At 67.0% G+C, this 13076-nt stretch carries 13 protein-coding genes; 8 read left to right on the forward strand and 5 right to left on the reverse strand.

Going from position 1 to position 13076, the window contains the following annotated elements:
• Window positions 1-6 precede the first annotated feature (6 nt).
• Genes ABGB08_RS31430 through ABGB08_RS31440 form a run of 3 tightly spaced genes read left to right on the forward strand, consistent with a single transcriptional unit; the run spans window position 7 to window position 3304 of the window.
• Window positions 7-954, forward strand: coding sequence for an ABC transporter ATP-binding protein (locus tag ABGB08_RS31430; protein ID WP_347597430.1), 948 nt, complete (start codon window positions 7-9; stop codon window positions 952-954).
• On the forward strand, window positions 951-2243 hold the full coding sequence (locus ABGB08_RS31435) for a M20/M25/M40 family metallo-hydrolase (RefSeq protein WP_347597433.1): 1293 nt from the start codon (window positions 951-953) through the stop codon (window positions 2241-2243). Before ABGB08_RS31430 ends, ABGB08_RS31435 begins: the two co-directional genes overlap by 4 nt.
• Before the next feature lie 5 nt (window positions 2244-2248).
• Window positions 2249-3304 (forward strand): histone deacetylase family protein, encoded by a 1056-nt coding sequence (locus ABGB08_RS31440; protein ID WP_347597436.1) that lies wholly within the window; start codon window positions 2249-2251, stop codon window positions 3302-3304.
• Here ABGB08_RS31440 and ABGB08_RS31445 read toward each other — a convergent pair.
• From ABGB08_RS31445 to ABGB08_RS31465, 5 genes are all read right to left on the reverse strand, one after another.
• Window positions 3244-4179, reverse strand: coding sequence for a hypothetical protein (locus tag ABGB08_RS31445; protein ID WP_347597439.1), 936 nt, complete (start codon window positions 4177-4179; stop codon window positions 3244-3246). The genes ABGB08_RS31440 and ABGB08_RS31445 overlap by 61 nt on opposite strands.
• A 458-nt stretch (window positions 4180-4637) precedes the next feature.
• On the reverse strand, window positions 4638-5144 hold the full coding sequence (locus ABGB08_RS31450; protein ID WP_347597442.1) for a hypothetical protein: 507 nt from the start codon (window positions 5142-5144) through the stop codon (window positions 4638-4640).
• Window positions 5145-5249: 105 nt separating this feature from the next.
• The gene (locus ABGB08_RS31455; protein ID WP_347597445.1) at window positions 5250-5441 is read right to left on the reverse strand and encodes a hypothetical protein; all 192 of its coding nucleotides are present in this window, start codon (window positions 5439-5441) and stop codon (window positions 5250-5252) included.
• Window positions 5442-5471: 30 nt separating this feature from the next.
• A complete protein-coding gene (locus ABGB08_RS31460; protein WP_347597448.1) occupies window positions 5472-6167 on the reverse strand; it encodes a hypothetical protein in 696 nt (231 codons plus the stop codon).
• A 12-nt stretch (window positions 6168-6179) separates the two neighbouring features.
• Window positions 6180-6833, reverse strand: a complete 654-nt coding sequence (locus ABGB08_RS31465) for a hypothetical protein (protein WP_347597451.1) — start codon at window positions 6831-6833, stop codon at window positions 6180-6182.
• 382 nt (window positions 6834-7215) lie between these two features.
• Between ABGB08_RS31465 and ABGB08_RS31470 the strand changes: the two genes are divergently transcribed.
• From ABGB08_RS31470 to ABGB08_RS31490, 5 genes are all read left to right on the forward strand, one after another.
• Window positions 7216-8292 carry a CHAT domain-containing protein gene (locus tag ABGB08_RS31470; RefSeq protein WP_347597454.1) on the forward strand — a complete coding sequence of 359 codons (1077 nt, stop codon included), beginning with the start codon at window positions 7216-7218 and terminating at the stop codon, window positions 8290-8292.
• Window positions 8293-8471: 179 nt separating this feature from the next.
• A complete protein-coding gene (locus ABGB08_RS31475; protein WP_347597457.1) occupies window positions 8472-9773 on the forward strand; it encodes a nucleotidyl transferase AbiEii/AbiGii toxin family protein in 1302 nt (433 codons plus the stop codon).
• A 233-nt stretch (window positions 9774-10006) separates the two neighbouring features.
• Window positions 10007-10381 (forward strand): hypothetical protein, encoded by a 375-nt coding sequence (locus ABGB08_RS31480; RefSeq protein WP_347597460.1) that lies wholly within the window; start codon window positions 10007-10009, stop codon window positions 10379-10381.
• Between the two features lie 390 nt (window positions 10382-10771).
• Window positions 10772-11134: a hypothetical protein gene (locus tag ABGB08_RS31485; protein ID WP_347597463.1), complete on the forward strand. Its 363-nt coding sequence runs from the start codon at window positions 10772-10774 to the stop codon at window positions 11132-11134.
• A 47-nt stretch (window positions 11135-11181) separates the two neighbouring features.
• Entirely contained in the window at window positions 11182-12513 is a 1332-nt protein-coding gene (locus ABGB08_RS31490) for a hypothetical protein (protein ID WP_347597466.1), read from the forward strand.
• Window positions 12514-13076: the final 563 nt, after the last annotated feature.

Genomic DNA, 13076 nt, shown 5'->3' on the forward strand with positions numbered 1-13076 from the left:
TCGGAAATGTCGGATGTGGTGGCGCTGGCTGCGCGTGGGGTGTGCGTGCGGTTCGGGGCGGCGCGGGCCGTGGACGGGGTGGATCTGGAGATCGGCGCCGGGGAGATCGTGGCGCTGGTCGGGGAGTCGGGGTGCGGGAAGACGACGCTGGCGCGGAGCCTGCTCGGGCTGGTGAAACCCGCGTCGGGGAAGGTCGAGTATGGTGCCCGGCCGCTGGGGTATTCGCGGGGGGATCTGAAGGAGTTCCGGCGGCATGTGCAGCTGGTGTTGCAGGATCCGAGCGGGTCGCTGAATCCTCGGCACACCGTGTATGAAGCGGTGGCGGAGGGGTTGCGGATTCACGGCGTCTCGGACGACGAGGAAGTCCGGGTGGCTGCGGCGTTGTCGAAGGCCGGCCTCCGCCCACCTGACCGATTTTTCATGAAATATCCGCATGAGTTGTCCGGGGGGCAGCGGCAGCGGGTCGTCATCGCGGGCGCGCTCGTGCTCGACCCCGACGTGCTCGTCGCCGACGAGCCCGTCTCCTCCCTCGACGCTTCGGTACGCGGCGAGATCCTGGCGTTGCTGCTGCGCCTGCGCGCGGAACTCGGCCTGTCGGTCCTGGTCGTCACCCACGACCTCGGGCTGGCCTGGAACATCGCCGACCGGGTGGCCGTCATGTACCTCGGCCGGATCGTGGAGACCGGCGACACCGCCGAGGTGCTGATGAATCCCCGCCATCCGTACACGAAGGCGCTGCTGTCGGTCGTGCCGGAAGTGGCCCGGCAGGAGCCGATCGTCCTGGTCGGGGAAACACCCGATCCGTCCCGAATCCCCGAGGGTTGCCGCTTCCGGCCGCGCTGCCCCGCGTACGCCGCCGGGTTGCCCGCCGAGCTCGCCACCCGCTGCGAAAAGGAGTCCCAGCCCGTGCTGCCCTCGGACCGCGGCCACCATGCCGCCTGCGTACTCCCATGAACGTCGGCGCCATCTGCTCCGATCTGATCAGGATCGACACCACCAACGAGGGCGACAACCGGGGGCGGGGCGAGCGTGCCGCCGCCGAGTATGTCGCCACGTTTCTCGCCGACCGCGGCGTCGAGGCCCAGATCCTGGAATCCTCGAAAGGTCGCTCCAACGTGGTCGCGCGGATCTCGGGGACGGGTTCCGGCGTTCCTTTCCTGATCCACGGGCACCTGGACGTGGTCCCCGCCGCCGCCGAGGACTGGGCGTTGCATCCCTTCTCGGGCGAGATCGTCGACGGGGTCGTCTGGGGGCGCGGTGCCGTCGACATGAAGGGCACCTGCGCGATGACCCTCGCCATGGTCGCCGAATGGTCCCGATCAGGCGTACGCCCCGACCGCGACCTCGTGCTCGCATTCACCGCTGACGAGGAAGCCACCGGCGAGTACGGCTCCTATTACCTGGTCCGCGAACACGCCGACCTCTTCGACGGCGTCCGCGAAGCGATCAGCGAGGACGGCGGCTACAGCGTCGTCCACGACGGCAAGCGGATCTATCCGGTCGCCGTCGGGGAACAGGGCATGGCCTGGATGCGCGTACGCGCGCACGGCACCGCCCAGCACGGCTCCCTGCGCGCGAGCGACAACGCGGTCGCCGAGATCTGCCACGCCATGTCCCGCCTCGCCGCGTACGAGTGGCCGCTGCAGCTCACGCCGGGCGTCCGCGGCATGCTCGACGGCATCGCCACCGCTTTCGGCCGCCCCTTAGACCTCACGGACCTGGACGCCGAAGCAGATCGTCTCGGCAAAGTCGGCGAACTCTTCAAACACGTCCTCCGCAACTCCGCCAACGTCACCATGCTCAACGCCGGCTACAAGGTCAACGTCATCCCCGGCTCCGCCGAAGCCCAGATCGACGGCCGCTTCCTCCCCGGCTCCGGCGACGACTTCCTCGCCACCATCGACACCCTCCTCGGCCCCAAAATCACCCGCGAATTCATCTGCTTCGAGGACGCCCCCGAAGCAGATCCCGGCGGCCCCACCTTCGACGCCCTCTGCGCCTCCCTCATCGCCGAAGACCCCGCCGCCCTCCCCATCCCGTACGTCATGAGCGGCGGCACGGACGCCAAAGCCTTCAACGAACGAGGCATCGTCACCTACGGCTTCGCCCCCCTCGCCCTTCCCCCCGACTTCGACTACAACGCCATGTTCCACGGCATCAACGAACGTGTCCCCGTCGCGGCCCTCGAATTCGGCGTACGCGTCCTGGACCGCTTCTTCCGGCGTTCGGATCTTCGGAGGTGAGCGTCGTGGCGACGGTGGTCTGGTCAGCTGAGACGTTGGCGCATGTGCCCGGGGCCGAGATCTGGATCGGGGTGCGGACGCCGGGGACCGAGGTCCCGGAGCGGGTCACGGTCATTCGCGACGAGCTGGCCGCGGGTGGGTTTCCGATTGTCGAGGCAGCGCCGCACGGGGACGAGGTGCTGCGGGCGGTGCACGAGCCCGCGTTCGTGGATCATCTGCGGGAGGTGTGGCAGAAGTGGGAGGACGGCGGCTATCCGCGGGACTACGGTCAGGATCGGGTGGTGCCGTATGTTTTCCCGACTGAGGCCATGCTCGCCGGAATGCCCGCGCATCATCCGGTAGCGACGCATGCCCGCGCGGGGCTGTATTGCTACGACACGATGACCTTGGTCGGGCCGGGCACCTGGCAGGCCGCACGAGCCGCTGTGGACGCGGCCCAGACCGCCGCCGACCTGGTCGCCGCAGGGGAACGGGTGGCCTACGCCCTTTGCCGCCCGCCTGGACATCACGCCACCCCCGCCGGCTACGGCGGTTCGTGCTACCTGAACAACGCCGCCGTCGCCGCCCAGTCCCTCCGCGACCACGGCTTCGCCAAAGTGGCGATCATCGACGTGGACGCCCACCACGGCAACGGCACCCAGGCAATCTTCTGGGAGCGCTCCGACGTCTTCTACGGCTCCGCTCACGTCGACCCCGGCGCCGGCTGGTTCCCCCACTATTTCGGCTTCCCCGACGAAACCGGCACGGGTCCCGGCCAGGGCACCACCCTCAACATTCCCATCACCCCCGAATCCGGCGACGCCACCTGGCTCTCCGCCCTCACCCGCCTCCGCGACGCCACCGAAGCCTTCGGCGCCGAAGCCGTCGTCGTCTCCCTCGGCGTCGACGCCGCAGCCGATGACCCAGAAAGCCCGCTCCGCGTCACGACCTCCGGCTACCACCAGACCGGGACGATCATCGCCTCCCTCGGCATCCCCATCGTCGCCGTCCAAGAGGGCGGCTACCACCTCCCGTCCTTGGGCACCCTGGTAGCCGAAACCCTCCACGGCCTAGCCGGCTGACGGCTCCCCGCTCTGACCATCAGCGCCATGATCACCGCGTACGCGATGCCCGCGAGCGAGACTTGGGTGGCGATCGCGGGCAGGTACCAGCCGGGGCCGTCGGCGAGCACCTGGGGGACGGGCTCGCCGCTGGCCCCGCTGAGTACGAAGGGCGCCGCCAGCAGCAGGAACAGGTAGGGAAGCCCCGCGACCCCCAGTCCGACCAGGAGCGGGGCGGACACTCCGCGCCGCCGGGCGATCCCCGCCAGCACCAGGGCGACGACTCCGGCGATGCCGAGAATCGCCCCGTGCGTCCAGGCGGTGGCAGGGGCTCCATCCAGGTAGAAGTCGCCATTCGCGTACTCTCCCGGGTTCGCCCGCGCCGCTTCCGCCGCGAGGAGGTCCGCTTGGTGGATCGCGACGAAGTTGAGCAATGTGACGCTGACGGCCACCAGCGGCAGGTGTCGCATGAGCAGCAGCGCCATCCTGGGTGCCGGGCTGGGCGTCCGGCGCGCGCCGATCAGGCACAGGCTGGCCAGGTACGCCACCGCCGCTGCAGCCAGTGTCACGGCCCGGGCGACCGGGTACCAGCCCGGATCCGAAAGACCGGCCCCGGTGAAGTGCACTGCGACCAGCCCACCCAGGTACGCGGGTGCCAGGAACCCCATGCCGAACAGGGTGGCGGCGACGGTCCGGCGCGACCCGTACCGCATCAGGGCGGCCATGGACGCGAAAAGGATCGCGGCGACGGCGAAGAAGATCACGGCAGGCCGTGCACCGGCCGGACGGTCAGCGGCGAGATCGAGGAGACAGACGGCCGATCCGAAGACCGCGACCTGCGCCAGGAACACGGAGGGCAGCCCCCATCGGCCGGCGGCGCTCACTTCGACGCGCATAGGAGAGACCATAACCAGCCGCAGCGGCGCAGACGCGGCCACTCCAGGGCGCCGGGAGAACTCGCTCACGTACCGCTTGGCCGCGCTACGTTTCGTGTGTGCCGCAGTGATTATTGTCGTTCGCGACAAGGTGTCGTGGTGTGGTCGCGGGAGAAGCCGTGAGCGAACGGGACGACCTGCTGGATACGGTGCGGGCGCGGCTTAGGCAGGTGACGGCGACCGGTGACTCGTCACCGTTGCTGGAAGCTGTCGCGATTGCCGATGCTCGGCACCTGGCCGCGGGTCTGACTGGCCAGGAATCCCATCTTGAGACGCGGCGTGTGCTCGGCTGGTGGCATTGGCACCGCTATCAAGGGCTTCCCGAGGGAGAGGCCCAGGACGATCTGGTCGCCGCGGCCGAGATGTTCGGCGTGTGCTTTCTGGCCGAGATCGCTGATGAGGATCTTCCAGAATCGCTGTTACCGATCCTGGCCGCTCAGGCGGTCCCGCACGCGATCACGTTGCTCAACCGGGCGTTGAACTCGGCTGATCCGGATCTGCTGGAACGTGGCGTCCGGTTGTGGCGGCGCATCGTCGACCTCACTCCGGCCGATCACCCCGCCCGTAGTGGATTCCTGGCCAACCTCGGTATCACGTTGCGGGAACGGTTCGAGCGCGGCGGCGATCAGGCGGATCTGGAACTGGCCATCACCAATTTGCGCCAGGCCGTGGGAACCGATCACCCCGACCATGCGGCGATGCTCAGTAGCCTCGATGGCGCGTTGCGGGTGCGGTTCGAGCATGGTGGCAGCCCGGCCGATCTGGAGGAGGCCATCACCTGCCTGCGCCAAGCTGTGGAGACAACGCCACTCGATCATCCCGGCAGCGCCAGCCGCCTGACCAATCTTGGCAACGCGCTCCAGGTGCGGTTCGCTCTCACCGGCGATCGGGCCGATCTGGACCAGGCCATCATCGTTCAGCGGCAAGCCATCGACAGCTCCTTGCCGGATCACCCACACCGAGCAACGATCTTGAGTGCGCTCGGCAACGTGCTTCAGGCTCGGTACGCGCGCGTGGGCGAACCGGCCGATCTAGATAAGGCCATAGTCGCCCACCAGCAGGCCGTCGAGATCACCCCAAAAGATCATCCGGACCGCGGCGCGCGCCTGAATAACCTGGGCAGCGCGCTCCAGGTGCGCTTCGCCCGTACCGGTGATCTGGCAGATCTGGACCTCGCCGTCTCGTGCCTGAACCAGGCGCTGGACTCCACCGCGCGTGATCATTCGACGATCTTGGGCAATCTCGTCGGCGCGTTACAGGCGCGGTTCGCCCGCAGCGGAGCGGTCGCGGACCTGGAGCAGGCCATCATCGGCATGCGCCTCGCGGTGGAAAGTGCCCCACTTGGGAACCCTGCCCGCGCCGCACACCTGAGCAGCCTGGGGAACGCGCTGCAGACACGGTTTGCCCGCATTGGTGACCTGCGTGACCTGGAAGAGGCCATCACCAGCGTGCGCCAGGCCGTCGAAGCGACTCCGCACGATCACGCGGAACTGGCGATGATCTCGAACAATCTCGGCAACATGCTGCTGACACGCTTCGTCCACACCAGTGCCTTGGCGGACCTGGAAGAAGCGATCACCAGCCTGCGCCAGGCGGCCGAAACGACCCCCCACGACCACCCGGGCCGTGCCATGCACTTGAGCAACCTCGGCAACGCGCTTATGACACGATTCACCCGCACTGGGCACACGGCGGACCTGGAACAGGCCATCGCCATCGAACGGCAGGCGGTGGAAGCCACCCCACGCGACCACCCCGACGGCGCCCTCCGCCTGTCCAATCTCGCCAACGTCCTGCAGACGCGGTACGAGCGCAGCCAAGCCTTGGCGGACCTGGAAGAAGCCATCACCCACCTGCGGCAGGCAGCGGAGGTCACTCCACCCGACCATCTCGACCGCACGATGATCTTGAACAATCTCGGCAACTCCCTCCAGACCCGGTACGAGCACGGCGGCATCGGTTCAGATCTGGAGGAAGCCCTCACCATCCAGCAACTCGCCGTGGACAGCACCCCACCCGACCATCCCGCGCGCGCAGCCCGGCTGACCAACCTCGGCATCGCCCTGCAAACGCGGTACGCGCACAGTGGTAGCCCGGCAGATCTGGACCAGGCGATCAGCGCCCTCCGGCAGGCCGTACGGGCCACTCCGTCCGACCACCCCGCACGGGCCGCGCGTCTCACGAACCTCGGCATCGCGGGGCAGATCCGGTTTGAACAGAGCGGGCATGCGGCGGACCGAGATGAAGCGGTGGACGCCTATGAAGAGGCGGCTCGGAGTGTGGTGGGAGCTCCATCCCAGCGGATCCGTGCGGCGCACCAAGCCGCCAGGCTGATCGCGGCGGATCCCACGCGAGCCGGCGGACTCCTGGAAACCGCGGTCCGGCTGTTGCCGGAGGTGAGCCCCCGGCAACTCGAACGCTCCGATCAGCAACATATGATCGGCCAATTCCCCGGGCTGGCCGCCGACGCGGCCGCCTACGCCTTGGCCGACACCATCGCACCTTCCGACGTTCGCGGCCAGAAGGCTCTGCGGCTGCTGGAAGCGGGACGGGCCGCTCTGCTCAGCCAGACCCTGCACACCCGAAGTGACCTCAGCGACCTTCGCGAGCGACACCCGGACCTGGCCGACCGGTTCGTGGCCCTGCGTGACCAGCTTGACCAGCCGATCTTACGGGAGGCCGTATTACCGATGGATTGGCAGGGCAGCGGGCCGATGGATGACCGTCACCGGATGGCTGCTGAATTGGCCGACGTGATGGAACGGATCCGGTCGCTGGGCGGATTCGCGTCCTTTGCCCTCCCGCCTAGCATCGAGGAACTGACCGAACAGGCGACCTCGGGACCGGTGGTCACCTTTAACGTCAGCTCTCTTCGTAGTGACGCCCTCGTCCTCACCCGTACCGGCATCAGCGCAGTGGAACTGACCGGCCTCGATCAGGCGAGTCTGGTCGACCGGATTGACCGGTTCCGCCAAGCTCTGAGAAGCCGGGGACGACGTGGTCATCCTGGACGTGCTCGCCTGGCTGTGGGACGTCGCCGCAGGCCCGGTCCTGCACGAGCTCGGCATCGACGGCCCGCCTCGGGGCGACATCACGCGGTGGCCGCGGGTGTGGTGGGCGCCGGGAGGGCTGCTCACGCTCCTGCCGATCCACGCCGCCGGACACCACGCCGCCGACTCCGACCCACAACATCGCGCTGTGCTGGACCGGGTCGTGTCCTCCTACACCCCGACCGTCACCGCACTGCGCCACGCCCGCCAGCATCCCACCGCCCGTACTCCGCCCACCGGCGCGGAGCGGGCACTGATCGTGGCCATGCCCACGACACCCGGCCTGCTCTACCGGGGCCGGTTACCCCAGGTCATCCGGGAGGCTCGCCTGGTCGCCGACCACCTGCCCGGTGCCGTCGCGCTTACCGAACCGCCAGGTCGCGCAGCCAGCCCTCCGGCGGAGACGACGCCGACCAAGACCCGCGTCCTGACCCACCTGACGACGTGCGCGATCGCCCACTTCGCCTGCCACGGTCTCAGCGACCCCGCCGACCCGTCGGCCAGCAGGCTCCTGCTCCACGACCACCAGCACGATCCGCTCACCGTCGCCAGCCTGGCCCCGATCACCCTCAGCCACGCCCGCCTGGCCTACCTGTCGGCCTGCTCCACCGCGCTCACCAGCCACACGGACCTGCTGGACGAGTCCATCCACCTGACCTCGGCCTTCCAGATGGCCGGATTCCCCACGTCATCGGCACCCTGTGGGAGATCGCGGACAGATCCGCCGTACAGATCGCCGACACCTTCTATTCCGCATTGGCCACGGGGGACGGGAAGGTGGACACCCGCCGCGCCCCCTACGCTCTGCACCAGGCCGTTCAGTCCCTCCGCCGCCAGGACCCGCTCACGCCATCGCAATGGGCCGCGCACCTCCACGCGGGCGCATGACCCCCATCGCTGGCTCAGGTCATACCAACCCCGACGTCTTACGCCCGCTACCTCCTTGAGGTTACGTGTCACTGGTCGTGAGCACGGGACGTCATTGCAGGTGCACATCAACGTTGTGATATGTCCTGACCGATAACCTCCAGCCGTGCTCAAGCTGTCGCCGGGGTGTTTCGCCATAGCGGTAACCAGCGCCCGCGTGCCGTGCCCTCTTCGCGGCATGAGCGGACGTTCACGTGCTGGGTCAAGGTCGAGACTCCCTCAGACGCGGCGGTAACCCGGTGGTGGATGGGAACGGACAGACGGGAGAATCTTCCCGTGATTGACCGTGACGAGATCGATGCGACGAGCAAGCTCCTCGGCGTCCACACCTCCGACGTGCAGCGCGACTACCTGTACGGGTGGCTGCTGGCTGGCCTGTACGGCGACAACCGGGTCATGCGCGACCAGTTCGTCCTCAAAGGCGGCAACGCATTCCGCAAGGCATACTTCGTTAACACCCGGTTCTCCGGCGACCTTGACTTCGCCGCCCCAGCCGGGCTGCACCCCGGCCAACTGCTCGACACGCTGAACAGCGCCTGTCGAATGGTCCAGGGACGCACCGGCGTCGAGTTCGACCTCGACCGGAACGCCCAAACCGACCAACGCAGCATCGACAGCGGCAAAACCGTGCACAAGTTCACGTTGTACTTCAAGGACTTCTACGGCAAGGCCAGCAAGATGACCATTGCGCTGCGCATGGACGTTACCGAGTTCGGCCGCCTCTACCTGCCGATTCAACAGCGTAAGCTCATCCATCCTTACTCCGACCAGGCCGACTGCGTCACCACGCTTGAGGTAGTCAGCTTGGAGGAGGCCCTGGCCGACAAGCTGAAGTGTTTGTTGCAACGGCATATGTCCAACGACCTGTTCGACCTCGTCTACTCAATCTTCGTCAACAACGACGTCGCGGTGGACAAGACGACGGTCGTCACGACGTTCCTCCGCAAGACGATCTTCGAGCCCAGCCCGCAAGCCGCCCTCGGACTCCTGCTGGCAGTGCCATTTGAGGTCATGCGCGGCTATTGGAACAAGATTGTCTGCGTTACAGAGAGCCGGATGGACTTCACCATGGCGGTGGACCGGTTTAGGGGAGAGCTGCGGTCGCTGTTCTCGTCGTTCCACTACGGCGACGCCAACCAGCTTGCCTTCTTCCCAGCGGAGCTGCGCACCCCGATCATGCATGCTGGGCGCTCGCAGACCCTGCTGCGCATGACCTACGACGGCGTACAGAGACTGGTCGAGCCCTACTCCCTGGCGTTCAAATGGCGCAAGGGCGCGATCGGACAGGAGTACCTCTACGTCTGGGACCAGACCGGCGGGTGTCATCCGGGCCCGGTATCAAGAGCCTGTTCAACTGGAAGATCACATCGCTGGAGAACACCGACATCAAGTTCGAGCCCCGCTTCGAGATCGAACTGGCGAAAGCTGGGGAGTATGGCGAACGCACCACATTCTCCTCCTCCCGCCGCTCCAGTCTCTTGCCCTCTACCCGAGCGAGCCCGCGCCCGCAGGCCCGCTACCGGGTGCGCTGCGCCTACTGCCAACGCGAATTCGACCGGGCCAGCCCTTCCACGGTGATGCGCCCGCACCAGGACAGTTACGGCAACCCGTGCCCGGGGCGGCGGGGCTACCGCATCTGATCGGCGGCCCCGGAGCGTGGATCGGGTATGCAAGCACGCTCTCATCGGCAGATCGTGCACGCGATCATGGCCAGCATATACATGAGGGTCACGACTGTTTCACTCGCGCGGATCGATGGTGGCGTTGCCCAGGGCGACGCCACCGCTTGAGTCGGGGCTATTGTGCACCGCATGCGCGTCCCCGATTGGCTCGACGACACCCGGACCTCCTACGACGCCGTGGCGGTCAGCTACGCCGACCTGCTGCGCGACGCTCTCGCCGGCGGAGGCACGCACACCCGGGACAACGTCCGCATCACCCACTGGTTCTGCAATCTCAAGAAGAACACCTACAGCGATGAGCTCCCGGAGTACGCGAAGGCCACGCTCGCCAGGCGCCTGTACGGCACGCCAATTCCCGAGGCACTGATCCGAGCTCGCCAAGCGCACCACAGGGGCCGTCGCGAGCGGATGCTGGCAGACCCTGATCTGGATCCCCGGCGGAGGGAACTTCTCGAGCGCATGCAAGTGGCCTTCGGCCGCCGATCGCGCCTCAAGGAGAATTAGAAGTGCACCCGCTTCAAGTGGTGCAGGGCTCCTCTATGCACCCAGCCAACGAGCGCACAGTCATCGCCAGATTAACCCAAGCCGACATAGCCGATCACGAGATTACGTGGTGTCCATCAGAACTACTCGCACACGCCCTCCAAGCGGCAAGTGCGGGCGGTTCGTTCGCGGAATGACGCACCTCGAGATCCGCGCGGAATGCGGCATGGCCGTGGCGTGGTCGGTAGAGCTAGCCAGCATCAAACGCCCCATCGTGGCGCGGGCGAATCCTGACGTTCGCGGAGCAACGGGACGTCGGTTCCCACTGAACCGCAGGGCGTCGAGCCATAGGCTTCGGCAGTGAACGCCGACGACGTCTGGTCGTTGCGCCCCCCGCGCGGAGGAGATCGCATGCAGGACCCTTCGAACTCGATGGAGATCGCCGAGCCTGAGGAGAACGGCCAGAGCAATACCGCCGACTCGCCTGTTGTGGACGATCCGACACCCAACTCGGACGTCGACTCAACGACGGCATCGATGGTCCTGGCGGAGGTGCTCCCAGGGGTTGCTGTCGTCTTCGGTGAGGTCCCGGCGGAACTCAAGCTCGATTTGATCGACTTTGGGCTCGTGTCGGCCGCCGACCGCAAGCAGATCTCCACAGTCCTCGCCTCGATCGGAAACACGGCGACCGTGGCCGGCAACCTCGGAAACAAAACGCATTCGCCAGCGCGCAGGGGCTCTACAGGATCAGCGACGCGACACAGGCCCTACTGAAGGCCGGTGGAACGCTCGCCGTCAAGGATGGCGCGAACCTCGGAACGGTGTTCTCCTCCGGTCGCATCGTTCATCAGGCCCGCTTCATCCCCGTGACTGCGGTGAGCGCGGCGCAGATCGCGGTGACGATCGGGCCGGCGCTGGCCATGGTCGCCCTTCAGATGCAACTGAGTCAGATCACAGGCCTTGTCAGAACCAACATCGCGCTGACAAGCCAGATACTCACGACCATCCGCAACGAGCAGTGGGCTGAGCTGACGGCGCTCGTCGCCACCGTCGATCGCGTAGTCGACCGGGCGCGAGAGGCCGAATCGGTCCCAACCTCCTTGTGGGACACCGTCGCGGGTAGTGAAGCGTCGCTGCGTAAGCAGCGTGAGCAGTACCGACTGAACGTCGGCGATCACATCCGGCAGATCCATCGGGTCGACGCGCATGGCCGCCGTGAGTATCTCGAGACCAACGCCGAGGCGATCCTCTTCGACGCGAACGCCCTTCTGTCCTCCGCCAAGGCATGGACCGGATATCAGGCGCTCCACGCCGCGCGGGCGAGTGCCGCTGGACCCGAAGACGCCGGCGAGGCCCGGCTCGTCGACATCATTGCGCGTGACACTCGCACGGAGCTCGACTCGGCCCTCGCCGAGACGACGAACCTCGTCGACTCGCTGACGCGGGAGCTACGAATCATCGTCGAGCTCCCCGGACGCGCCGCGCTGCCGCTGCCGGGGAAGCGGAAGGACTCGATTGCGGCCCGCCAGACCTCCGCCCGTCTTCTCGAGGCGATCGAGCCTCTTGCCGATGCACTCCATCCGCCGGCCCCTCCGCTCGAGGCTCCGGGCGTCGTCTGCGCACCCGAATCGCTGGATCTCGAGCCGTACCTTCGCATCCTGCGATGGTTCCTCGAGGACGGTGAGACCCTACGTGTCCTCGGCTTCCCCGACCAACTCGATGCTCCCGGTCCAATTTCTGCGATCTTCGGCGGAGCGAAGGAGAAGTTGCTGGTCGCCGTCACGGATCGCCGCATCATCACGGCCAAGACGAACGCATTCCTTGAGCAAGGCGAGATCCATCAAGGCATCCCGATTGACCGGGTGCGATACGTCCGAGCAGCGACCACACAGGACAGAAGCGCGCGCTCGGCGATCGACCTCATCACGCGCGACGAGAACATCCGGTGGCTCTTCCACACTGACATCGACAACACTCACCTGGACGCGCTCGCCGCCGTGCTCGCCGAGTCGATGACGATCCCGGACGTCGAACGCGATGAGCTTCAACGGCGGCGCTACGCCCCCATCGAGGCGGCCGGGAAGGGCGAGAGTACTGGCACGAGGTCCACGGAACCGACTGGATCCGAGGCCACGACCTGCGATGCCGAGTAGGCCTTGAGCCAATTGACGAGGGGCCGCCCCGACCGCACGTGCCCGAGCCTGGTCACGTGCGGCGGTAGGCATGGGTGCCTGATGCGGGCACGATGGATGGAGCGAGTGAGCAGCGTTCCCGTGTGATCGATGCTCAATCGCTCCACTTGGTGGGCAGTGGTGTGCGGCCAACCGGCTCAGACATCGGCGCCACCTCGCGGATCATGTCCGCACCCGGCTCCGGGGAGCCCCGAAACGCCCGCTCATCGGCAGAAGCGGACACCATCACAGGTCCAGCGCCGAACAGGATCGGCCTGCCGACCCGCTCGGCGGGTAGGCGAGAGCCGCGCGGCACCAACCCTCATCGTGCTCACGATCGTGTCGCTGGCCCCTCGCAGGGTTTCGGTCCCTGACATGCTCAACTCCAGTGACGTCTCATGCTCATCCCGAGCGACGCCCAACCTTGATGCCCGCAGTCATCCAGCAGCCACTAGCCAACTCGTCATGCGCAGGTTGTGCACGGGCTCTCCAGGTGCTGGCGAACTCGCTGATGTGCCGCTTGGGCTGCGCTAACTTCCGTGTGT

This window comes from Acrocarpospora sp. B8E8 (genome assembly GCF_039871605.1).
Lineage (GTDB): Bacteria > Actinomycetota > Actinomycetes > Streptosporangiales > Streptosporangiaceae > Acrocarpospora > Acrocarpospora macrocephala.

Excerpts from the sequence above, each read along its gene's own strand:
- ABGB08_RS31430 (WP_347597430.1), top strand. The coding sequence starts at position 7 with ATGTCGGATGTGGTGGCGCTGGCTGCGCGTGGGGTGTGCGTGCGGTTC.
- ABGB08_RS31435 (WP_347597433.1), top strand. The coding sequence starts at position 951 with ATGAACGTCGGCGCCATCTGCTCCGATCTGATCAGGATCGACACCACC.
- ABGB08_RS31445 (WP_347597439.1), bottom strand. The coding sequence starts at position 4,179 with ATGCGCGTCGAAGTGAGCGCCGCCGGCCGATGGGGGCTGCCCTCCGTG.
- ABGB08_RS31455 (WP_347597445.1), bottom strand. The coding sequence starts at position 5,441 with ATGATCACGCGCGGTGGAGTCCAGCGCCTGGTTCAGGCACGAGACGGC.
- ABGB08_RS31480 (WP_347597460.1), top strand. The coding sequence starts at position 10,007 with ATGCGCGTCCCCGATTGGCTCGACGACACCCGGACCTCCTACGACGCC.
- ABGB08_RS31485 (WP_347597463.1), top strand. The coding sequence starts at position 10,772 with ATGCAGGACCCTTCGAACTCGATGGAGATCGCCGAGCCTGAGGAGAAC.